The organism is Streptomyces sp. NPDC006332 (assembly GCF_040612855.1).
In the GTDB taxonomy this organism is placed as follows: Bacteria; Actinomycetota; Actinomycetes; order Streptomycetales; family Streptomycetaceae; genus Streptomyces.
On sequence record NZ_JBEXRA010000017.1, the window covers coordinates 63,874 to 85,759 of the forward strand.

17 protein-coding genes are annotated in these 21,886 nt (G+C 69.5%); 16 read left to right on the plus strand and 1 reads right to left on the minus strand.

Going from position 1 to position 21,886, the window contains the following annotated elements; genetic code table 11:
* The first annotated feature begins 80 nt into the window (after nucleotides 1–80).
* The 10 genes from ABZ027_RS17675 (at nucleotide 81) to ABZ027_RS17720 (ending at nucleotide 14,017) form a co-directional block, all read left to right on the plus strand.
* Nucleotides 81–2,261 carry a glycosyltransferase gene (locus tag ABZ027_RS17675; protein ID WP_356769163.1) on the plus strand — a complete coding sequence of 727 codons (2,181 nt, stop codon included), beginning with the start codon at nucleotides 81–83 and terminating at the stop codon, nucleotides 2,259–2,261.
* Nucleotides 2,258–3,472 (plus strand): acyltransferase, encoded by a 1,215-nt coding sequence (locus ABZ027_RS17680; protein ID WP_356769165.1) that lies wholly within the window; start codon nucleotides 2,258–2,260, stop codon nucleotides 3,470–3,472. Before ABZ027_RS17675 ends, ABZ027_RS17680 begins: the two co-directional genes overlap by 4 nt.
* Nucleotides 3,473–3,695: 223 nt before the next feature.
* Nucleotides 3,696–5,078, plus strand: coding sequence for a nitrate/nitrite transporter (locus ABZ027_RS17685; protein WP_356769167.1), 1,383 nt, complete (start codon nucleotides 3,696–3,698; stop codon nucleotides 5,076–5,078).
* Between the two features lie 166 nt (nucleotides 5,079–5,244).
* The gene (locus ABZ027_RS17690; protein WP_356769169.1) at nucleotides 5,245–6,399 is read left to right on the plus strand and encodes a uroporphyrinogen-III synthase; all 1,155 of its coding nucleotides are present in this window, start codon (nucleotides 5,245–5,247) and stop codon (nucleotides 6,397–6,399) included.
* 332 nt (nucleotides 6,400–6,731) lie between these two features.
* The gene (locus tag ABZ027_RS17695; protein WP_356769171.1) at nucleotides 6,732–7,325 is read left to right on the plus strand and encodes an ABATE domain-containing protein; all 594 of its coding nucleotides are present in this window, start codon (nucleotides 6,732–6,734) and stop codon (nucleotides 7,323–7,325) included.
* A gap of 318 nt (nucleotides 7,326–7,643) precedes the next feature.
* The gene (locus ABZ027_RS17700) at nucleotides 7,644–8,165 is read left to right on the plus strand and encodes a sigma-70 family RNA polymerase sigma factor (protein WP_010039908.1); all 522 of its coding nucleotides are present in this window, start codon (nucleotides 7,644–7,646) and stop codon (nucleotides 8,163–8,165) included.
* Nucleotides 8,165–8,989, plus strand: coding sequence for a zf-HC2 domain-containing protein (locus ABZ027_RS17705; RefSeq protein WP_356769173.1), 825 nt, complete (start codon nucleotides 8,165–8,167; stop codon nucleotides 8,987–8,989). The genes ABZ027_RS17700 and ABZ027_RS17705 overlap by 1 nt, the downstream gene beginning before the upstream one ends.
* A gap of 81 nt (nucleotides 8,990–9,070) precedes the next feature.
* Entirely contained in the window at nucleotides 9,071–11,596 is a 2,526-nt protein-coding gene (locus ABZ027_RS17710; protein ID WP_356769175.1) for a UvrD-helicase domain-containing protein, read from the plus strand.
* 374 nt (nucleotides 11,597–11,970) lie between these two features.
* A complete protein-coding gene (locus tag ABZ027_RS17715; protein ID WP_356769177.1) occupies nucleotides 11,971–13,398 on the plus strand; it encodes an NAD-dependent malic enzyme in 1,428 nt (475 codons plus the stop codon).
* A gap of 337 nt (nucleotides 13,399–13,735) precedes the next feature.
* Nucleotides 13,736–14,017 (plus strand): HU family DNA-binding protein, encoded by a 282-nt coding sequence (locus ABZ027_RS17720; protein ID WP_007382399.1) that lies wholly within the window; start codon nucleotides 13,736–13,738, stop codon nucleotides 14,015–14,017.
* A 122-nt stretch (nucleotides 14,018–14,139) separates the two neighbouring features.
* On the opposite strand, the gene murA is transcribed toward ABZ027_RS17720, so the two are convergent.
* Nucleotides 14,140–15,480, minus strand: a complete 1,341-nt coding sequence (gene murA / locus ABZ027_RS17725) for a UDP-N-acetylglucosamine 1-carboxyvinyltransferase (RefSeq protein ID WP_356769179.1) — start codon at nucleotides 15,478–15,480, stop codon at nucleotides 14,140–14,142.
* 310 nt (nucleotides 15,481–15,790) lie between these two features.
* Between murA and ABZ027_RS17730 the strand changes: the two genes are divergently transcribed.
* From ABZ027_RS17730 to ABZ027_RS17755, 6 genes are all read left to right on the plus strand, one after another.
* Nucleotides 15,791–16,363 carry a YqgE/AlgH family protein gene (locus ABZ027_RS17730; RefSeq protein WP_356769181.1) on the plus strand — a complete coding sequence of 191 codons (573 nt, stop codon included), beginning with the start codon at nucleotides 15,791–15,793 and terminating at the stop codon, nucleotides 16,361–16,363.
* A 30-nt stretch (nucleotides 16,364–16,393) separates the two neighbouring features.
* Nucleotides 16,394–16,687, plus strand: a complete 294-nt coding sequence (locus ABZ027_RS17735) for a DUF3039 domain-containing protein (protein ID WP_356769183.1) — start codon at nucleotides 16,394–16,396, stop codon at nucleotides 16,685–16,687.
* A 240-nt stretch (nucleotides 16,688–16,927) separates the two neighbouring features.
* Nucleotides 16,928–18,220 (plus strand): extracellular solute-binding protein, encoded by a 1,293-nt coding sequence (locus ABZ027_RS17740; protein ID WP_356769185.1) that lies wholly within the window; start codon nucleotides 16,928–16,930, stop codon nucleotides 18,218–18,220.
* Nucleotides 18,221–18,225: 5 nt separating this feature from the next.
* On the plus strand, nucleotides 18,226–19,224 hold the full coding sequence (locus ABZ027_RS17745) for a sugar ABC transporter permease (RefSeq protein WP_356769187.1): 999 nt from the start codon (nucleotides 18,226–18,228) through the stop codon (nucleotides 19,222–19,224).
* Nucleotides 19,221–20,066, plus strand: a complete 846-nt coding sequence (locus ABZ027_RS17750) for a carbohydrate ABC transporter permease (protein ID WP_356769189.1) — start codon at nucleotides 19,221–19,223, stop codon at nucleotides 20,064–20,066. Before ABZ027_RS17745 ends, ABZ027_RS17750 begins: the two co-directional genes overlap by 4 nt.
* A 67-nt stretch (nucleotides 20,067–20,133) precedes the next feature.
* Entirely contained in the window at nucleotides 20,134–21,816 is a 1,683-nt protein-coding gene (locus tag ABZ027_RS17755) for a beta-N-acetylhexosaminidase (protein ID WP_356769334.1), read from the plus strand.
* Nucleotides 21,817–21,886 lie beyond the last annotated feature (70 nt).

Genomic DNA, 21,886 nt, shown 5'->3' on the forward strand with positions numbered 1-21,886 from the left:
GAACGTTCGTCGTCCGGTGGCACCCCAGTCCCCGGTGTCCATCGCCCGATGGCATCCCCGTCCCCGGAGCACAACCTCTGATGCCATCCCGCACCCGCCGTTCCGGGGCCCCCGACGGCTCCCGGCGCCGCCGCCTGCCCATGCGTCTGCTGCTGCCGCTGCTCGTCCTCGTCGCGCTGATGGCGATGCTGATGCTGCGCGGCTACGTCCACAGCGAGATCCTCGCCGACCACCGGGTCCGTCCCGAGGCCGCCACCGACAAGGTGCCCGAGAAGATACTCGACGGGGGCCCGGTCATCGACACCCGCTCAGGCCGCACCACCAGCCTGAACGTGAAGGACCATCGCATGGTCCTCACCTTCGACGACGGCCCCGACCCGACCTGGACCCCCAAGGTCCTGGACGTGCTCAAGAAGCACCACGCGCACGCCGTCTTCTTCGTCACCGGCACCATGACCTCGCGCTATCCGGACCTGGTCAAGCGCATGGTCGACGAGGGCCACGAGGTCGGCCTGCACACCTTCAACCACCCCGACCTCTCCTACCAGTCGGCGAAGCGCATCGACTGGGAGCTGTCCCAGACCCAGCTGGCGATCACCGGCGCCGCGGGCATCCGCACCTCGCTCTTCCGGCCGCCGTACTCCTCCTTCGCCGACGCCATGGACGACAAGTCCTGGCCGGTCACCGAGTACATCGGCGGCCGCGGCTACATCACCGTCGTCAACAACACCGACAGCGAGGACTGGCGCAAGCCGGGCGTCGCGCAGATCATGCGCAACGCCACGCCCAAGGGCGGCAAGGGCGCCGTCGTCCTGATGCACGACTCCGGCGGTGACCGCCACCAGACCGTGCAGGCACTCGACCGCTTCCTGCCCGACATGCAGGCCAAGGGCTACGAGTTCGACAACCTCACCGAGGCCCTCGACGCGCCCAGCGCGCTCACCCCGGTCACCGGTGTCGACCTGTGGAAGGGCAAGGCCTGGGTCTTCCTCGTGCAGGCCTCGGACCACATCACCGCCGTCCTGGTGGTCGGCCTCGCCGTCATCGGGTTCCTGGTCATCTCGCGCTTCGGCCTGATGTTCCTGCTCTCCGCCATCCACGTCCGTCGGGTCCGCCGCCGCGGCTTCCGCTGGGGAGCGCCGGTCACCGAACCGGTGTCGGTGCTGGTCCCGGCGTACAACGAGGCCAAGTGCATCGAGAGCACCGTTCGTTCACTGATGCAGAGCGACCATCCCATCGAGGTCATCGTCATCGACGACGGGTCGAGCGACGGCACCGCCCGGATCGTGGAGGACCTCGCCCTGCCGGGCGTCCGGGTGGTCCGCCAGCTCAACGCGGGAAAGCCCGCCGCCCTCAACCGGGGCGTGGCGAACGCCCGGTACGACCTCGTCGTGATGATGGACGGCGACACCGTCTTCGAACCGTCCACGGTCCGCGAACTCGTGCAGCCCTTCGGGGACAGCCGGGTCGGCGCGGTCGCCGGCAACGCGAAGGTCGGCAACAAGGACACCCTCATCGGCGCCTGGCAGCACATCGAGTACGTGATGGGCTTCAACCTGGACCGCCGGATGTACGACGTCCTGCAGTGCATGCCCACCATCCCGGGCGCCGTCGGAGCCTTCCGGCGCACGGCCCTGGAACGGGTCGGCGGCATGAGCGACGACACGCTCGCCGAGGACACCGACATCACCATGGCCATCCACCGCGACGGCTGGCGCGTCGTCTACGCCGAGAACGCCCGCGCCTGGACCGAGGCCCCGGAGTCCGTCCAGCAGCTGTGGTCCCAGCGCTACCGCTGGTCCTACGGCACCATGCAGGCGATCTGGAAACACCGCGGCGCCCTCTTCGACCGGGGCCCCTCGGGCCGTTTCGGCCGGGTCGGGCTGCCGCTGGTGTCCCTCTTCATGGTGCTGGCACCGCTGCTGGCACCGCTGATCGACGTGTTCCTCGTCTACGGCCTGGTCTTCGGCCCCACCGAGAAGACGATCGGGGCCTGGTTCGGCGTTCTCGCCATCCAGGCGGCCTGCGCCATGTACTCCTTCGTCCTGGACCGCGAGCGGCTGACCCCGCTCATCTCACTGCCCCTGCAACAGATCCTCTACCGCCAGTTGATGTACGTCGTCCTGCTCCAGTCCTGGATCACCGCCCTCACCGGCGGCCGGCTGCGCTGGCAGAAGCTGCGGCGCATGGGCGGGGTGTCGGCGCCGCCGAACGCGCCCGCGCAGAGCGCGAAGGTCGCGGAAAGGAGGCCGGTGGGATGAGTACCGCACCCACACAGCCCGTCACGCAGGAACAGCCCGGCGAGGTGCCCGAGCAACGGGCGGCCGCTGCTCCCGGCCGTGACCGTTACTTCGACCTGCTGCGGGCCATCGCCCTGTTCCGGGTCGTCTTCTACCACCTGTTCGGCTGGGCCTGGCTCCCGGTGATCTTCCCGTCCATGGGTGTGATGTTCGCCCTGGCCGGGAACCTCATGGCCCGTTCCCTCAGGAGTCGCCCCGCGGTGCAGGTCGTCCGCGGCCGTATGCGCCGGCTGCTGCCGCCGCTGTGGCTGCTGGGCACCATCGGGGTGTCCGGCATGCTGCTCGGCGGCTGGGGGCCGGACTCCGAGGGCCATCCGGGCTGGTGGTGGATCCACCTCTCCTTCTGGATCCTGCCGCTGAGCGACCCGCCGTACGGCGAGGGCCTGCCCGGCATCCACGGGCTGATCGGCAGCGAATGGGCCGAACAGCTGGCCGTACCGCTCTGGTACATCCGTGCCTACCTGTGGTTCGTCCTGCTGTCGCCGTTCCTGCTGAAGGCTCTGCGCGCGCTGCCCTGGCCGACGATCCTGTCGCCGATCGCCCTGTCCGCGGCGCTGGAGTTCGGCTGGCTCAACGTGCCCAGCTGGCGGCTGGACTCCAACCTCGTCGACTTCGGCGCGTTCGGCGCCTGCTGGCTCCTCGGCATGGCCCACCAGGAAGGCATCCTGCAGCGCCTGCCCCGCTACGTCGTGCCCTCGCTCGCGCCCGTCGTCGGCTGCCTGGGCCTGTGGTACATGCTCACGCACGGCTTCCGACCGGAGCACGACCTCGACGACATCCCCTTCGCCCAGTCCCTGTGGTCCTTCGCCACCGTGCTGCTGCTCCTGCACTTCAGCCCCTCCTGGTCCGAGTGGCCGCGCCCGCTGCGCCGCTGGGACCGGGTGGTCACCCTGTTCAACTCCCGGGCGGTGACCATCTACCTGTGGCACAACGTCTGCATCGTGGTCGCGGAGTCGCTGTGGGACCACTTGTGGAACGTTCCGCTGCTGGAGGAGCACACCCCCTGGCTGCTGGAGAGTTCCTGGCCCCTGCTGGTCGTCATCTGGGCCCTCACCGCCTGCTGCATCCTCGCCTTCGGCTGGATGGAGGACGTGGCGGCCAAGAGGCGGCCGAGGCTGTGGCCGGACGGGTCGAGGTCGGCTGGCGGCGGCCGTAGCGGCAGGCACCGCTGACGGGGTGGCCTCCAGGAAGACGGAGTGACCTCCAAGAAGACGGAGTGACCTCTATGAACCGGGTCACATGACGTTCCGAGACCTCTCATCCGCGCCACGGGCTCCGTGAGAGCAAAGTTCCCTTCCGGTCACCCAGTGCCACAGCCCGGAAACGCGCCCTCCCTACCGTCGGGACTCAGCCACTCCCCCGAACGACTGAGCCCCGGAGCACCGTGGAGGCGTCATGACAGCCCCTAGCACAGCCCCCGCACCCCCGAGCAGGGGCGGCCGCTGGATCCAGCAGTGGGATCCGGAGGACGAGACCTTCTGGAAGGAGGGCGGAGAGAAGGTCGCCCGCCGCAACCTGCTCTTCTCCGTCCTTTCCGAGCACATCGGGTTCTCGATCTGGACCATGTGGTCCGTGCTGGTGCTCTTCATGGGCCCGGAGTACGGGCTCACCCCGGCGGACAAGTTCCTGCTGACGTCGATGGTGACGCTGGTCGGAGCCGTCGTGCGGGTGCCCTACACCTTCGCGGTCGCGATCTTCGGCGGGCGGAACTGGACGATCATCTCGGCCGCCCTCCTCCTCGTCCCGACTGTCGCCGCGTTCGCGGTGATGAAGCCGGGCACCTCCTTCGACACCTTCCTGCTGGTCGGCCTGCTGGCCGGTATCGGCGGTGGCAACTTCGCCTCGTCGATGACCAACATCAACGCCTTCTTCCCGCTCCGCAAGAAGGGCTGGGCCCTCGGCCTGAACGCGGGCGGCGGCAACATCGGCGTACCGGTCATCCAGCTCGTCGCGCTCGCGATCATCGGCGCCAGCGGTGGTCCGCGAGTGCTCCTGGGGATCTACATCCCGCTGATCGTCGTCGCCGCGGTCCTCGCCTCGCTCTTCATGGACAACCTCGCGTCCGTGAAGAACGACACCGGCGCCGCCAAGGACGCGGCGAAGGACGGGCACACCTGGATCATGTCCTTCCTCTACGTCGGGACGTTCGGGTCGTTCATCGGATACAGCTTCGCCTTCGGCCAGGTCCTGCAGAACCAGTTCGGCCGCACCCCGCTGGAGGCCGCGTACGTCACCTTCATCGGCCCGCTGCTCGGCTCGCTGATCCGGCCCGTGGGCGGTTCGCTGGCCGACAAGTACGGCGGCGCGAAGATCACGCTGTACAACTACGTCGGGATGGGCGTGGCGACCGCGGTTCTCATCGCCGCCAGCATGCAGAAGTCGCTGACCCTGTTCACCTGCGCCTTCGTGGTGCTGTTCGTCCTCAGCGGCCTCGGCAACGGCTCGACGTACAAGATGATCCCCGGCATCTTCCAGACGAAGGCCCTGGCCAAGGGGCTGGAGGGCGAAGCGGCCGCCGCGTACGGGCGCCGCCTCTCCGGTGCCTCCATGGGTCTGATCGGCGCGGTCGGCGCGCTCGGCGGTGTGGGCATCAACCTCGCCTTCCGGCAGTCCTTCCTCTCCTACGGCTCCGGCACCGGCGCCTTCGTCGCCTTCCTCGCCTTCTACGGCGCCTGCTTCGTGGTCACTTGGGCCGTATACCTTCGCCGGCCGGCCCGTCAGGTCACGACGGCGGCGTCCACCGACACGAAGCCGCAGCTCAACTACGCGGAAGTGTGACGTAACACTGCTGACATCATGCCGAACCGAGCCTGTCACGCACCGTTGACAGGCTCGATCGGCATGCGGTGCCCGCCCCCACACCTGGGTGCGGCACCTCAGACCTGGGAGCCACCACCTCACGCAGGTGCCGACTCGAGTGCGGGACGAGAGTTAACGAGAGTTGATGGACGACGAACAGCAGCTACCGGACCACGGCCCCCTCGCGGGCTTCACCGTGGGGGTGACCGCCGCGCGCCGGGCCGACGAGCTGGGCGCACTGCTCCAACGGCGCGGAGCGGCCGTCCTGCACGCCCCCACCCTGCGCATCGTGCCGCTCTCCGACGACAGCGAGCTGCTCGCGGCGACCAAGGAGGTCATCGACCGGGCGCCGGACGTCGTGGTCGCCACCACCGCGATCGGCTTCCGCGGCTGGATCGAGGCCGCCGACGGCTGGGGCCTCGGCGAGGAACTGCTGGCCCGGCTGCGGGGCGTGGAGCTGCTGGCACGCGGCCCCAAGGTCAAGGGCGCGGTACGGGCCGCCGGTCTGACCGAGGAGTGGTCGCCGTCGTCCGAGTCCATGGCCGAGGTCCTCGACCGGCTGCTGGAGGAGGGCGTGGACGGCCGCCGGGTCGCCGTACAGCTGCACGGTGAGCCGCTGCCGGGGTTCGTGGAGTCGCTGCGGGCCGGGGGAGCGGAGGTGCTCGGGGTGCCGGTCTACCGGTGGATGCCGCCGGAGGACATCGGGCCGGTGGACCGGCTGCTGGACGCCACGGTGTCCCGCGGACTGGACGCGCTCACCTTCACCAGCGCGCCGGCCGCCGCCTCGCTGCTGTCCCGGGCCGAGGAACGCGGTCTGCTGCCCGAGCTGCTCGGCGCGCTCAACCACGACGTCCTGCCGGCCTGTGTCGGCCCGGTCACCGCGCTGCCGCTGCAGGCCCGGGGCGTCGACACCGTCTCGCCGGAGCGGTTCCGGCTCGGTCCGCTCGTCCAACTGCTGTGCCAGGAACTGCCGGGGCGGGCGCGGACGTTGCCGATCGCCGGGCACCGGGTGGCGATCCGCGGCCACGCGGTGCTGGTGGACGGGGATCTGAAGCCGGTGCCGCCGGCCGGGATGTCCCTGTTGCGCGCCCTGGCCCGTCAGCCGGGGTGGGTGGTGGCCCGCTCGGAACTGCTGCGGGCGTTGCCGGGTTCCGGTCGCGACGAGCATGCCGTGGAGACGGCGATGGCTCGCCTGCGGACGTCTCTGGGGGCGCCGAAGCTGATCCAGACGGTGGTGAAGCGGGGGTACCGGCTGGCGTTGGATCCGGCGGCCGACGCGAAGTACTCGGACGGGGAGTAGTCGCCTCGCGGCTGGGCGTTCGTCGGCTGGGTGACTGTTGGCTCGGTGACCGTCGTCTGGGGGCTGCCGCCCCCTGCCCCCCGCTGTCGGCCTGGACGGCCTCGTCCTTAAACGCCGGACGGGCTGAAAATGGCCGGGCCGGTGCTGGAGCAGGTGCCCGGCGACTGGGTGACCGTCGTCCGGCGGCTGCCGCTCGCCGGCGGTACGAGGGGTTCCGGCGGCGGGATCGGGCAGGCACTGTTAGAGGGCACGGGGCGGCACGCTCCCCCCAACCCCCTCGCTGGCATTCACCCACCCCTCCCCACCGGGGTGACCTAGGCGGTGACAGGCACATGGCACTGGGTACGGCCACGGACGCGTACGAGCTGCGGTTCGACGCCGGGCGGATCTGTCTGGACCTCCTCGCGACCACCCACCCCGTCGAACGCCTCGGTTCCGTCCCGGTGTTGCGCGCCTGGATCGCCGGGTCGGGCCTGGTCCCGGCGGGCACCGCCCTGGCGCACGCCGACGCCTCCTGGCTGGCCGGATTCCGTGAACTGCGGTCCCGTATCGGGCAGTTGGTGCCGGGCGGCCTGGCTCCGGAGGGGCGGCCCTACGACCTCGCGCTCGCCCACGTCAACGAGATCGCCCGTGCCGCGCCCCCGGCTCCCCGAGCCGTGCCCGGTCCGGACGGTGCGCTGGTGCGCGAGTTGGGGGGACCGCCCGCGTGCACGGCGCTGCTCGGGGCCGTCGCCCGGGACGTCGTGGAACTGCTCACCGATCCGCTCGCGCGGGCGGGGCTCAGACAGTGCGAAGGGGACAACTGCCCCATCGTCTACCTCGACACCTCACGGGGTCGCAGGAGGCGTTGGTGCTCCAGTGAGGTCTGCGGGAACCGCGAAAGAGTCGCCAGGCATCGTCGGCGGGTGGCACTCACCCGCGCTTGAGCGGCGATATGCGCCTTATGTGGAGCCACTGTCGAAGTGATTTCGATTACACATCGTTTACCTGAGGAACCTCCCGGGCAGGCGGCGTGACCTTTTGCGTGTGGCGGAAATGTGAAGATCGCGCGGTTGGAATGTGTGGTCATGTCCGTCCTCGTCACGACACCCACAAGAAAACTGTCGCCCCACTTTGAACACCCGACTGGTCGCACCCGTACTCGTGGGCGAGCGACCGACTGGGGGAACCCCGGGACATCGGAGGTGGGCGTGCGCAAGGATTCTGTCGTGGCCAATGAACATGGATCGAGGGCCCGACATCGCATGTCCCAGCCCTCGGAACCTGATGAGGAGCTGATGCGTGCCCTCTACAGGGAGCACGCCGGACCTCTCCTTGCGTACGTCCTCCGCCTGGTTGCCGGCGATCGGCAAAGAGCCGAGGACGTCGTGCAGGAGACACTCATCCGTGCCTGGAAGAACGCCGGCCAGCTCAATCGAGCGACCGGATCGGTACGCCCCTGGCTGGTGACGGTCGCCCGGCGCATCGTCATCGACGGCCACCGCAGTCGGCAAGCCCGGCCGCAGGAGGTCGATCCGTCGCCGCTGGAGGTCATCCCCGCGGAGGACGAGATCGACAAGGCGCTGTGGCTGATGACGTTGTCCGATGCGCTCGACGACCTGACCCCGGCCCACCGGGAGGTACTCGTCGAGACGTACTTCAAGGGGCGTACGGTCAATGAAGCGGCCGAAACCCTGGGCATACCCAGTGGCACCGTTCGCTCAAGGGTTTTCTATGCCCTGCGGTCGATGAAGCTGGCACTGGAGGAGCGGGGGGTGACGGCGTGATGAGTGTGTACGGGGGATCACAGGGATTCGGTACGGGTGGTACGGGTATGTCTGGCCCCATGATGGGATCTCCAGGCCCGAACGAGCACGAAACCGTCGGTGCCTACGCCCTCGGCCTCCTCGACGACGCCGAGGCGACCGCGTTCGAGGCCCATCTCGCCTCCTGCGAATGGTGCGCCCAGCAACTCGACGAACTCGCCGGCATGGAACCGATGCTGGCCGCGCTCGCCGACCTGCCGGGCTCCGGTACACCCGGCATCGGTGACTCGTTGTCCGCCAAGCCCAGCCCACGGCTGGTGAACAACCTCGTCGACGAGGTGGCCGAGCGCCGCGCGCAGAAGCGCCGCAAGAGCTTCTACATGATCGCGGCCGCGGCCGCGCTGATCATCGGCGGCCCGCTGGTCGCGGTGGCCGCGAACGGCGGCGACGCGGGCGGCGGCACCGAGGCGACCCCCTTGGCGAGCTCGGCCAAGACCACCTTCGAGGCCATGGACGACAAGGTCACGGCCACGGACCCCTCGACGGACGTCAGTGCGACCATCGGCACGCAGCAGAAGGACTGGGGCTCCGAGGTCGTCCTCGAGCTGAAGAACGTCAAGGGCCCCATCAAGTGCTCGCTGATCGCCGTCGGCAAGAACGGCGAGCGCGAGACGATCTCCTCCTGGTCCGTCCCCGACTGGGGCTACGGCCTGCCGGACGCCAAGACCGACAAGGCCAAGAACCCGCTCTACATCGGCGGCGGAGCGGCCTTCACCCCGAACGAGACCGACCACTACGAGGTCATGACCTTCGACGGCAAGAAGCTCGTGCAGGTCGACGCGTGAATCGCTGAAACGGATACATAGCTTCCCCGGGCCCCCTTCGCGTACGGTTGACGGCTGCCCAGCACGTCAGAAGGGGGCCCGGTGGCCGCTCAGGCTCAGCAGGAAACGGCCGTTCGCGTCGCCGCACAGGACACGGTCCAGGAATCCGCACAGGACTCCGTGCGCAGGCGCGAGATCAACGTCGAACAGGAACACCTGGACCGGGTGTACCGGCGCCTCGAGGAGAAGATCCACGAGGCCGAGTTCCTCATGGACGACGCGGCGAAGCGCGGCCAGGTCGGCACCCCCGGCGCACTCGCCGAGCGGGACGCACAGGTCTTCCGGGCCGGCATCCACCTCAACCGCCTCAACAACGAGTTCGAGGACTTCCTCTTCGGCCGTATCGACCTGCTCCTCGGCAAGGACGGCAAGAAGGGGCCCGACGGCGCCTACACCGCCGTCGAACCCGCCGACGGCGCGGTACGGGACGACAACACCGCCGACATCGCCGAGACCCTGCACATCGGCCGCATCGGCGTCCTCGACCAGGACTACGCCCCGCTGGTCATCGACTGGCGGGCGCCCGCAGCAGCCCCCTTCTACCGCTCCACCCCGGTCGACCCGGGCCGGGTGGTGCGCCGGAGGGTGATCCGCTCCAAGGGCCGCAGGGTGCTCGGCGTCGAGGACGACCTGATGCGCCCCGAGCTGCGGGCCCAGCTCGACGGACGAGAGCTGGCCGTCATCGGCGACGGCGCCCTGATGGCCGCCCTCGGCCAGGCCCGCACCCACTCCATGCGGGACATCGTCGCCTCCATCCAGGCCGAACAGGACCTGGTGATCCGCGCCCCCGCCGCCTCCGTGACGTACGTCGAGGGCGGCCCGGGCACCGGCAAGACGGCGGTCGCCCTGCACCGGGCCGCCTACCTGCTCTACCAGGACCGGCGCCGGTACGCGGGCGGCATCCTGATCGTCTCCCCGACCCCGCTGCTCGTGGCGTACACCGAGGGCGTCCTCCCGTCCCTCGGCGAGGAGGGCCAGGTCGCCATCCGCGCGATCGGCTCCCTCGTCGACGGCGCGGAGGCCACCCTGTACGACTCCCCGGCCACCGCCCGCGCCAAGGGCTCGTACCGCATGCTGAAGGTGCTGCGGAAGGCCGCCCGGGGCGCGCTGGAAGGGGAGGGCGGCGGCACCGGACCCGGCAGAGGCAGGAGCAGGGGCAGGGGGGCCACCGGCGGCGCCCACTCCGACCCGCCCGCGTCCCGACAGCTCACCTTCGGCGACGAGACCGACGGGACCGAAGCGACCGACGAGACCACAGGGACCACCGGGACCGACGAGAAGCCGCAGGTTTCCGCCGGCCCGCCCACCCGGTTGCGGGTGGTCGCCTTCGGGCGGCGGCTGGAGCTGGAGGCCGCGGAACTGAACAGCATCCGGCAGAGCGCCCTCAGCGGCACCGCGCCTGTGAACCTGCTGCGCCCGCGCGCCCGCAAACTGCTCCTGGACGCCCTGTGGACGCGGTCCGGCGCGGCCGGCCGGCACACCGACCCGGAGCTGGCCGCCGAGCTGCGCTCCTCCTTCGACGAGGACGTCAGCTCCGAGGACAGCTTCCTGGAGTTCCTGGAGTCCTGGTGGCCCGAGCTGACCCCGAGGGCCGTCCTGGACGCCATGGCCGACGAGCGCCGACTCGGCCGCTGGGCCCGCCGGATCCTCAACCCCGGCGAGGTCCGCAGGGTCGCCCGGTCCCTGCGTCGGGACGGTCTGTCCGTGCACGACATCGCCATGCTGGACGAGCTCCAGGCCATCCTCGGCACCCCGGCCCGCCCGCGCCGCAAGCGGGAGGCGGACCCGCTCGACCAGCTCACCGGCCTCGAGGAACTGATGCCGGTGCGCGAGGAGACCCAGCGCGAACGGGCCGAGCGGCTCGCCCAGGAGCGCACCGAGTACGCCCACGTCATCGTCGACGAGGCGCAGGACGTCACGCCGATGCAGTGGCGGATGATCGGCCGCCGCGGCCGGCACGCCACCTGGACGGTCGTCGGCGACCCCGCCCAGTCCTCGTGGTCCGACCCGGACGAGGCCGCCCAGGCCCGCGACGAGGCCCTGGGCACCCGCCCGCGCCGCCGCTTCGAGCTGACGGTGAACTACCGCAACCCGGCGGAGATCGCCGAACTGGCGGCCAGGGTGCTGGCGCTGGCCATGCCGGGCTCGCCGTCCCCGTCGGCAGTCCGCTCCACCGGCGTCCAGCCCCGCTTCGCCGTCGTCGACGACGTCACGCCGTCCGGCACACCGGGATCGCTCCCGGAGACGGTCCGGGCCGAGTCCGCCCGGCTCCTCGACCTCGTCGACGGCACCGTCGGCGTCGTCGTCGCCATGAACCGCCGCGACGAGGCGCGACGGTGGCTCGCCGGACTGGGTGACCGGGTCGTGGCCCTCGGCAGCCTGGAGGCCAAGGGCCTGGAGTACGACGCGACGGTGGTCGTCTCCCCGGCGGAGATCGCGGACGAGTCACCGGCCGGCCTGCGCGTGCTGTACGTGGCCCTGACCCGGGCGACGCAGCAGCTCACGGTGGTGTCGGCGGAGCGGGACACGCCGGACGACGACGGCGTGCCGGACCTGCTGCGGGACTGATTGCTGTGAACTCCCCGGACGGGAATGGCGTTCGGGCATCCGTTTGTTAGCCTGAGTGTGGCACCGGCCCGATCCAAGCCCCCGGGCCCAACCATCGTCGCTACGAGCGACCACTTGCCGCGAGGCGAGCATGGCGGGTCGGTGTCACTGAACGGATGAGAGGCTCACGCCACCACGTGGCGTGGGCCTCTTTTCCGTGCTTCTCCACGACTCCGCTGCGACTTCCCTGCGAATTCCCTGCGACTTCAGCGCGAGTTCTCTGCGGCCCGGCGAACAAAAAGTTCGCAATCCCACCCGGCTAACGCCTACTCGGCGGTAGGTGCGACCATCGGACGGATCCAGCGTCACACAGGTGAAAGCAGAGGAAGTCGGCCATGGCAACGGCGCCCAGCGTCTCCTACTCGATTACGGTCCGGCTCGAGGTGCCCGCCGGCGGCAGCGCGGTCTCCCAGATCACCACGGCCGTGGAGTCCCACGGAGGCTCGGTGACCGGCCTCGACGTGACCGCCTCCGGTCACGAGAAGCTGCGGATCGACGTCACCATCGCGGCGACCTCCACCGCACACGCCGACGAGATCGTGGTGCAGCTGCGCGGCATCGAGGGCGTCACGCTCGGCAAGGTCTCGGACCGTACCTTCCTGATGCACCTCGGTGGCAAGATCGAGATGGATTCCAAGCACCCGATCCGCAACCGCGACGACCTGTCCATGATCTACACGCCGGGCGTCGCCCGCGTCTGCATGGCCATCGCGGAGAACCCCGAGGACGCGCGCCGCCTGACCATCAAGCGCAACTCCGTTGCGGTAGTGACGGACGGCTCGGCCGTGCTGGGCCTCGGCAACATCGGCCCGAAGGCCGCCCTGCCGGTCATGGAGGGCAAGGCGGCCCTCTTCAAGCGGTTCGCCGGGATCGACGCCTGGCCGCTGTGCCTGGACACCCAGGACACCGACGCCATCGTCGAGATCGTCAAGGCGATCGCCCCGGGCTTCGCCGGCATCAACCTGGAGGACATCTCCGCCCCGCGCTGCTTCGAGATCGAGGCGCGGCTGCGGGAGGCCCTCGACATCCCCGTCTTCCACGACGACCAGCACGGCACCGCGATCGTCGTGCTCGCCTCGCTCACCAACGCGCTGCGGGTGACGGGCAAGGCCATCGAGAACATCCGGGTCGTCATGTCCGGGGCCGGCGCGGCCGGTACGGCCATCCTCAAACTGCTGATCGCGGCGGGCGTCAAGAACGCCGTCGTCGCCGACATCCACGGTGTCGTGCACGCCGGCCGCGAGGACCTGGTCGACGCCGCCGCGGACTCGCCGCTGCGCTGGATCGCCGACAACACCAACCCGGAGAACCTCACCGGCACGCTGAAGGAGGCCGTGCGCGGCGCGGACGTCTTCATCGGCGTCTCCGCTCCGAACGTCCTCGACGGGGACGACGTGGCCGCCATGGCCGACGGTGCGATCGTGTTCGCGCTCGCGAACCCTGACCCCGAGGTCGATCCGGCGATCGCCCGCCAGACGGCGGCGGTCGTGGCCACCGGCCGCTCCGACTTCCCGAACCAGATCAACAACGTGCTGGTCTTCCCGGGCGTCTTCCGCGGTCTGCTCGACGCGCAGTCCCGCACGGTCAACACCGAGATGATGATCGCCGCGGCGAAGGCGCTGGCGGACGTGGTGACCGAGGACGAGCTGAACCCGAACTACATCATCCCCAGCGTGTTCAACGACAAGGTCGCGGGCGCGGTCGCCGGGGCGGTGCGGGACGCGGCGAAGGCCGCGGGCGCGTCCGCTCTCACGGCGTCGTAGGCGCCCGTGGGGGTGTACTCGCTGTGAGGATCGCCACGGCAGGCCTGACATCGGCGCGTCGTGGAACCCGGGTTCCATGGCCGACGTTTATCGTGTCGGCCAGGCTCAGGCCCTCTTCGGGTGACCCCCAAGGGTGTTCTCAGGACTCCTACGGGCGCCGGATTGGCTTTCCCGCCGCAGGTAGGGGCAGGATGCGTCCCTGGGCGCGAGGGTCTGACGACGGACCCGGCTCCGGGAACTCACCGAGGCACCTGGCAGCATCGGCTTTCGCTGTGCCCAACATGCGGCTCCGCCGCGTGGCACGCCTCAACGGCAAGAAGAACACGGGAGTAACAACATGAACCGCAGTGAGCTGGTGGCCGCGCTGGCCGACCGCGCCGAGGTGACTCGCAAGGACGCCGACGCCGTACTGGCCGCGTTCGCCGAGACCGTCGGCGAGATCGTCGCCAAGGGCGACGAGAAGGTCACCATCCCCGGCTTCCTGACCTTCGAGCGCACCCACCGTGCCGCTCGCACCGCGCGCAACCCGCAGACCGGTGACCCGATCCAGATCCCGGCCGGCTACAGCGTCAAGGTCTCGGCGGGCTCGAAGCTCAAGGAAGCCGCCAAGGGCAAGTAAGCCTTCCGTACGCGACGACACTGCGTACGAGGCTCGGTAACGCCAATGGGGCGGCCCCCCTCATCGGGGGCCGCCCCATCGTCGTGCTCATTCGCCGTGCGGACCGGGCCGCGTGGCTGAGGTCAGCCCAGTGCCTTGCCCGGCAGCTCGACCTTCGCGCCCAGCTCCACCAACTTCTCCATGAAGTTCTCGTAGCCCCGGTTGATGAGGTCGATGCCGTGGACCCGGGAGGTGCCCTGGGCCGCCAGGGCGGCGATGAGGTAGGAGAAGCCGCCGCGCAGGTCGGGGATGACGAGGTCGGCGCCCTGGAGCTTGGTGGGGCCGGACACGACCGCGGAGTGCAGGAAGTTGCGCTGTCCGAAGCGGCAGTCGGAGCCGCCCAGGCACTCGCGGTAGAGCTGGATGTGAGCACCCATCTGGTTCAGCGCGGACGTGAAGCCCAGCCGGGACTCGTACACCGTCTCGTGGACGATGGACAGGCCGGTCGCCTGGGTGAGCGCCACCACCAGCGGCTGCTGCCAGTCCGTCTGGAACCCGGGGTGCACGTCCGTTTCGAGGGCGATGGACTTCAACTGGCCCCCGGGATGCCAGAAGCGGATGCCCTCGTCGTCGATCCGGAACGCGCCGCCCACCTTCCGGTAGGTGTTGAGGAACGTCATCATCGAACGCTGCTGGGCGCCGCGGACGTAGATGTTGCCCTCGGTGGCGAGCGCGGCGGACGCCCAGGAGGCGGCCTCCAGGCGGTCCGGCAGGGCGCCGTGGTCGTAGCCGCCGAGCTGGTCCACGCCGGTGACGCGGATCGTGCGGTCGGTGTCCATCGCGATGATGGCGCCCATTTTCTGCAGGACGCAGATGAGGTCCTCGATCTCCGGCTCCACGGCCGCGTTCGAGAGCTCGGTGACACCTTCGGCGAGCACGGCCGTCAGCAGGACCTGCTCGGTCGCCCCGACCGACGGGTACGGCAGCGTGATCTTCGTACCCCGCAGCCGCCGCGGCGCCTCCAGGAACTGACCGTCCGCCCGCTTCTCGATCGTCGCGCCGAACTGCCGCAGCACCTCGAAGTGGAAGTCGATGGGCCGCCCGCCGATGTCGCAGCCGCCGAGGCCGGGGATGAAGGCGTGGCCGAGGCGGTGCAGCAGCGGACCGCAGAGGAGGATCGGGATGCGCGACGAACCCGCGTGGGCATCGATGTCAGCGACGTTCGCGCTCTCGACACGGGTCGGGTCCATCACCAGCTCGCCCGGCTCCTCACCCGGACGGACCGTCACCCCGTGCAGTTGCAGCAGTCCGCGTACGACACGCACGTCACGGATGTCCGGTACGTTGCGCAGTCGACTCGGCTCGCTACCCAACAGGGCGGCGACCATGGCCTTCGGTACGAGGTTCTTCGCACCGCGGACACGGATCTCGCCCTCCAGCGGGGTTCCGCCGTGGACAAGCAGGACATCGTCGTTGACGGTCATGTATCTCGCGTTCCGATGAGGGGGGCAGGGCCAGAAGGGAAAGGGTAATCGCCGCCCACCCCCCTTCTGTAAGCCCAAGGACCACTCAGGTCCGTCATAGCTCTGTCACAACACGGACCGTTCGCCGCCGGGTACATGGCGTCACCGACGTGGTTCGTGCTCGGGAGGCGCACCTCTGTGCCCACGCGTCTCCCACCGCCACTCGCAAAAGGGAGCCCTACCAGGCCGCTCCTCCGGTTCGTGGCGGCCCTTCACTCCCGAACCCCGATTGGCTCCCCACCGCACCGCAAGATGCGGGATCATGTCTGGCATGACCGAGGTGTCCTCGCTCACAGGGCGGTTGCTCGTGGCAACCCCCGCCCTGGCGGACCCGAACTTCGACCGCGCGGTGGTGCTCCTCCTCGACCACGACGAGGAGGGCTCCCTCGGCGTCGTCCTCAACCGTCCGACCCCGGTGGACGTCGGCGACATCCTGGAGGGCTGGGCGGACCTCACCGGTGCACCCGGTGTCGTCTTCCAGGGCGGCCCGGTGTCCCTGGACTCGGCGCTGGGCGTCGCCGTCATTCCCGGCGGCGGCGCCGTCGACCGGGCCCCGCTCGGCTGGCGCCGGGTGCACGGAGCGATCGGTCTGGTCGACCTGGAGGCCCCGCCGGAACTCCTCGCCTCGGCCCTGGGCAGTCTGCGGATCTTCGCCGGATACGCCGGCTGGGGCCCGGGCCAGCTGGAGGACGAGCTGGCGGACGGGGCGTGGTACGTCGTCGAATCGGAACCCGGCGACGTCTCCTCCCCGTCGCCCGAGACGCTCTGGCGCGGGGTCCTGCGCCGCCAGCGCAGCGAGCTCGCGATGGTGGCCACGTATCCGGACGACCCTTCGCTCAACTGATGGGTGTGAGCTTCAGTACCCTTGGGTTTCATGAGCACTCTTGAGCCTGAGACCCAGCCGCAGCGAGGCACTGGGACGGGGACACTCGTAGAGCCGACGCCGCAGGTGTCCCACGGCGACGGCGACCACGAGCGCTTCGCCCACTACGTCCAGAAGGACAAGATCATGGCGAGCGCCCTCGACGGCACCCCCGTCGTGGCGCTCTGCGGCAAGGTCTGGGTACCGGGCCGCGACCCGAAGAAGTACCCGGTGTGTCCCATGTGCAAGGAGATCTACGAGTCCATGGGCGCCGGCGACGACAAGGACAAGGGCGGAGACAAGTAGCCGCCCTGCCCGGCTGAGGTTCCCGAAGGCCCCGGAGGCGCCGCAGAGCGCCCCCGGGGCCTTTCGCGTGCCCGGCTCGCGGCCTCCGTGCCCCTTGCGCGCCCCTTCTGGGCCCTCCTGGGTCACGAAGTGGTAGAGACCTCTTGTGGACATGTTCATGTAGTCCCTAGCCTCCGTGGTGTTGTACAGAGCGAAACCGTCATTGCATATGTTGCAACGCCGCGCCCGGAGGATCACTCCATGAAGCTCGCCCCCCGACTGGCCGTACTGCTCGCCGTCGCCGTCGTCACCGCCTGTGCCCCCCAGACCTCGGACAACTCCTCCTCCGACAAGGACGAGAACACCGGCACCCTGCGGGTCTGGCTCTTCCAGGAGGTCGGCAACAAGCCGAAGGAGAAGGTCGTCGACTCCGTCGTCGACGCCTTCCAGAAGGCCCACAAGGGCACCAAGGTCGCCGTCGAGTACATCCCGGTCGACACCCGCGCCCAGCGCGTCAAGGCCGCCTTCAACGACCCCGCCTCCGCCCCCGACGTCATCGAGTACGGCAACACCGACACGGCCGGCTACGTGAAGGACGGCGGACTCCTCGACGTCACCAAGGAGTTCGGCGCCTGGAGCGAGGCCAAGGACACCGACCCCACCGCGAAGCAGTCGGTCACCGTGGACGGCAAGATCTACGGCGCCCCCTTCTACGTCGGCGTCCGCGCCCTCTACTACCGGACCGACGTCTTCAAGGAACTCGGCCTCGCGGTCCCGAAGACGATGGCCGAACTCGCCACCACGGCCCGCCAGATCCGCAGCGCCAGACCCGACCTCTACGGCCTGGTCGTGGGCGGCGCCTACACGTACGGCGCGATGCCGTTCATCTGGGCCAACGGCGGTGAACTCGCCGGCGGCAAGGGAGGCTCGTACGCCTCCGCGATCGACAGCGCGGCCGCGCAGAAGGGCATCAAGGCGTACACGTCCCTGTTCGGCGACGACAACTGCCCAGCCGCCAAGTGCGCCGGCATGGGAGGCAACGACACGATCACCGCGTTCGCGGCCGGCAAGGCGGGCATGGCGATCGGCGGCGACTTCAGCCACACCGCCGTCGAGGCCGGGAAGGTGAAGGGCGAGTACGCGGTCGTGCCGCTGCCGGGCGTGAACTCCGGCTCGATAGCGCCGGCCTTCGCGGGCGGCAACAACATCGGCGTCCTGAAGAGCACCTCGCACCGCACCCTGGCGATCGACCTGATGGAACAGCTCGCCTCGAAGAAGACCCAGTCCGAACTCTTCGACGCGATGGGCTTCCTGCCGACCTTCGCGGACGTACGGCAGCAGGCGGCGGCGAAGGAGCCGTACGTGAAGCCCTTCGCGCAGACCCTCGCGGCGGGCACCAAGTTCGTCCCGGCCTCGCCCGCCTGGGCGCAGATCGACTCCTCGCTGGTCCTGCCGACCATGTTCCAGGAGGTCATCAGCGGCAAGAAGGACGTGGCGGGGGCGTCTGAGGACGCGGCGAAGAAGATGAACGATGCGTTTGGCTCCGCTGGGTGACGCGGATGACGCCTTATAGCTCGGGGGCTGTGGATCGTTGGCGGCTGCGGGTCGGCCGTGGTTGGTCGCGCCCACGCGGCGGCAGCCGCACATCCGGCGCAGCCCCGCGCCCCTTTCGGGGTCGGGGTGCGCGGAGTCAAAAGGCCCCCTGGCTCTACCTAGCTCCCGCACTGGTGATCCTTGGTGGGCTGCTCGTCTACCCCATCTACCAGCTCGGCCTGATCTCGGTCCTCCAGTACACCCAGGCCCAGGTCAGTGGCGGTGAACCGACCACCTTTCGGGGGTTCGGGAACTACGCCGAGCTGTTCGGTGACGACCAGTTCTGGCAGGTGCTGCTGGCGACGGTGCTCTTCGCGGCGGCTTGCGTCGTCTCGACGCTCGCCGTCGGCTGCGCGCTGGCCGTGCTGCTCACGCGGGTGCGTGCGGTGCCCCGGCTCGCGCTGATGCTGGCCGCGCTGGGTGCCTGGGCCACGCCCGCGATCACCGGCTCCACGGTGTGGCTGTTCCTCTTCGACCCCGACTTCGGCCCGGTCAACCGGGTCCTGGGACTGGGCGACCACTCCTGGACGTACGGCCGGATCAGCGCCTTCTTCCTGGTCCTGCTCGAAGTGGTGTGGTGTTCCTTCCCGTTCGTGATGGTGACGGTCTACGCCGGGATCCGTGCCGTGCCGAGCGAGGTCCTGGAGGCCGCCGCCCTGGACGGCGCCTCCCAGTGGCGCATCTGGCGGTCCGTGCTCGCGCCGATGCTCCGGCCTATCCTCACCGTCGTCACCATCCAGTCGGTCATCTGGGACTTCAAGGTCTTCACCCAGATCTACGTCATGACCAACGGCGGCGGCATCGCCGGCCAGAACCTCGTACTGAACGTGTACGCCTACCAACAGGCGTTCGCGTCCTCGCAGTACAGCCTCGGTTCGGCGATCGGCGTGGTGATGCTGCTGATCCTGCTCGGGGTCACGCTGGTGTACCTGCGGCTGCTGCGTCGGCAGGGGGAGGAGCTGTGAACCAGCTACGACAGCAACTGCGGCGCCCCTGGCGGCTGGCCGCCGAGACCTCCGCGCTGCTGATCGCGGTCGTCGTCGCGTTCCCGCTGTACTGGATGGTGCTCAGCGCCTTCAAACCGGCCGGCGAAATCGAGTCGTCCGAGCCGAGACCCTGGACTCTGTCGCCGTCCCTGGACTCCTTCCGGCGCGTGTTCGAACAGCAGGAATTCGGCCGGTACTTCCTCAACAGCCTTGTCGTGGCGTGCAGTGTCGTGATCGTCTCGGCACTGGTCGCGTTTCTCGCGGCGACCGCCGTGACGCGATTCCGGTTCCGCTTCCGTACCACGCTGCTGATCATGTTTCTGGTGGCCCAGATGGTGCCCGTCGAGGCCCTGACGATCCCCTTGTTCTTCCTCATGCGGGACGCCGGGCAGTTGAACACACTGGGTTCGCTGATCCTGCCGCACATCGCCTTCTCGCTGCCCTTCGCGATCTGGATGCTGCGCGGTTTCGTGAAAGCCGTACCGGAGGCGCTGGAGGAGGCCGCGTACATCGACGGGGCGAGCCGCGGGCGATTCCTGTGGCAGATCCTTTTCCCGCTGGTCTTCCCCGGGTTGGTGGCCACCAGCGTGTTTTCCTTCATCTCGGCCTGGAACGACTTTCTGTTCGCCAAGTCGTTCATCATCAGCGACACCGCCCAGTCGACCCTGCCGATGGCCCTGCTGGTCTTCTACAAGCCGGACGACCCGGACTGGGGCGGTGTGATGGCGGCCTCCACGGTGATGACGATTCCGGTTCTGATCTTCTTCGTACTCGTACAGCGACGTCTGGTCTCCGGACTGGGCGGAGCGGTCAAGGACTGACGTGACAGCAAGGAATGGAACGACGGTGTCCAAGGAAACGACGGCGACAACGGATTCGGCGGAATCGGTGGGGCTGATTCCGGCGCCCCGGCACCTGGTCCGCGACCAGCGGGGTCAGCGCGGGCGCCTCGACGAGGAGACCCGGCTGGAGGTCGGCCCCGGCACCGAGGGCGTCGCGCGCTGGCTGCGGGCGACGGTCGGCGCGGCGACCGGCTTCCCCCTCGCGGACAGCGGCGGTCGTCCGGACAGCGGGCTTCCGGACAGCGGCCGTCCGGACAGTGGGGACGGCGCGGGCCGACTCGCGCTGAGCATCGAGCCGGGACTGCCGCTGGAGGGCTACCGCCTCGTCGTCGACGGCTCCGCGATCCTGATCCAGGGCGGCAGCGCGGCCGGTGTCTTCTGGGGTGCGCAGACCTTCCGGCAACTGCTCGGCCCCGACGCCTACCGGCGGGCTCCGGTGCGGCCGGGCCGGGACTGGGACCTCGCGGAGGTCACGATCGAGGACAGCCCCCGCTTCCGCTGGCGCGGTCTCATGCTCGACGTGGCCCGGCACTTCATGCCCAAGGACGGTGTCCTGCGCTACCTCGATCTGATGGCCGCGCACAAACTCAACGTGCTCCACTTCCACTTGACGGACGACCAGGGCTGGCGCGTCGAGATCAAGCGATACCCGAAGCTGACCGAGACCGGCTCCTGGCGGGCACGCACGAAAATCGGCCACGGGGAGTCACCGCTGTGGGAGGAGAAGCCGCACGGTGGCTTCTACACCCAGGACGACATCCGGGAGATCGTCGCCTACGCGGCCGAGCGGCATATCACCGTCGTCCCCGAAATCGACGTACCGGGACACTCGCAGGCCGCCATCACCGCGTACCCGGAACTCGGCAACACCGACGTCATCGACACGACCTCCCTCTCGGTCTGGGACAACTGGGGCATCTCCGAGAACGTACTCGCCCCCACCGACAACACCCTGCGGTTCTACGAGGGGGTGTTCGAGGAACTCCTGGAACTGTTCCCCGCGGGCACCGCCGAGTTCTCGGCGTTCGTGCACGTCGGCGGCGACGAATGCCTCAAGGACCAGTGGCGGGCCTCGCCCACCGCGCAGGCCCGTATCGAGGAACTCGGCCTCGCCGACGAGGACGAGTTGCAGTCCTGGTTCATCAGACACTTCGACACCTGGCTCTCGGCGCGCGGGCGCAGGCTCATCGGCTGGGACGAGATCCTGGAGGGCGGCCTCGCCGAAGGGGCGGCCGTGTCGTCCTGGCGCGGCTACGCGGGCGGCATCGCGGCGGCCCGCGCCGGACACGACGTCGTCATGTGCCCCGAGCAGCAGGTGTATCTCGACTACCGGCAGCACGAGGGCCCGGACGAGCCGGTCCCCATCGCGTACGTGCGCACCCTGGAGGACGTCTACCGGTTCGAACCCGTTCCACCGGAGTTGACGGCGGACGAAGCCCGGCGCGTGCTCGGCACGCAGGCCAACGTGTGGACCGAGGTGATGGAGGACTCCGGGCGCGTCGACTACCAGACGTTCCCGCGGCTCGCCGCCTTCGCCGAGGTGGCATGGCGCCCGCTGCCCGCCCCCGGGGAACGGGATTTCGCCGACTTCGAGCGGCGGATGACCGCCCACTACCCGCGCCTTGACGCCCTGGGCGTCGGTTATCGGCCACCCACCGGGCCGCTGCCGTGGCAGCGCCGGCCCGGGGTGCTCGGCCGGCCGATCGACGGGGCGCCCCCCAACAAGTAGGGGAGAAAAGACGTCAAGAGTCACCGAAGAGTGTCAATCGGTACGCAAGGGTGATGCCCCGCGAAAACTG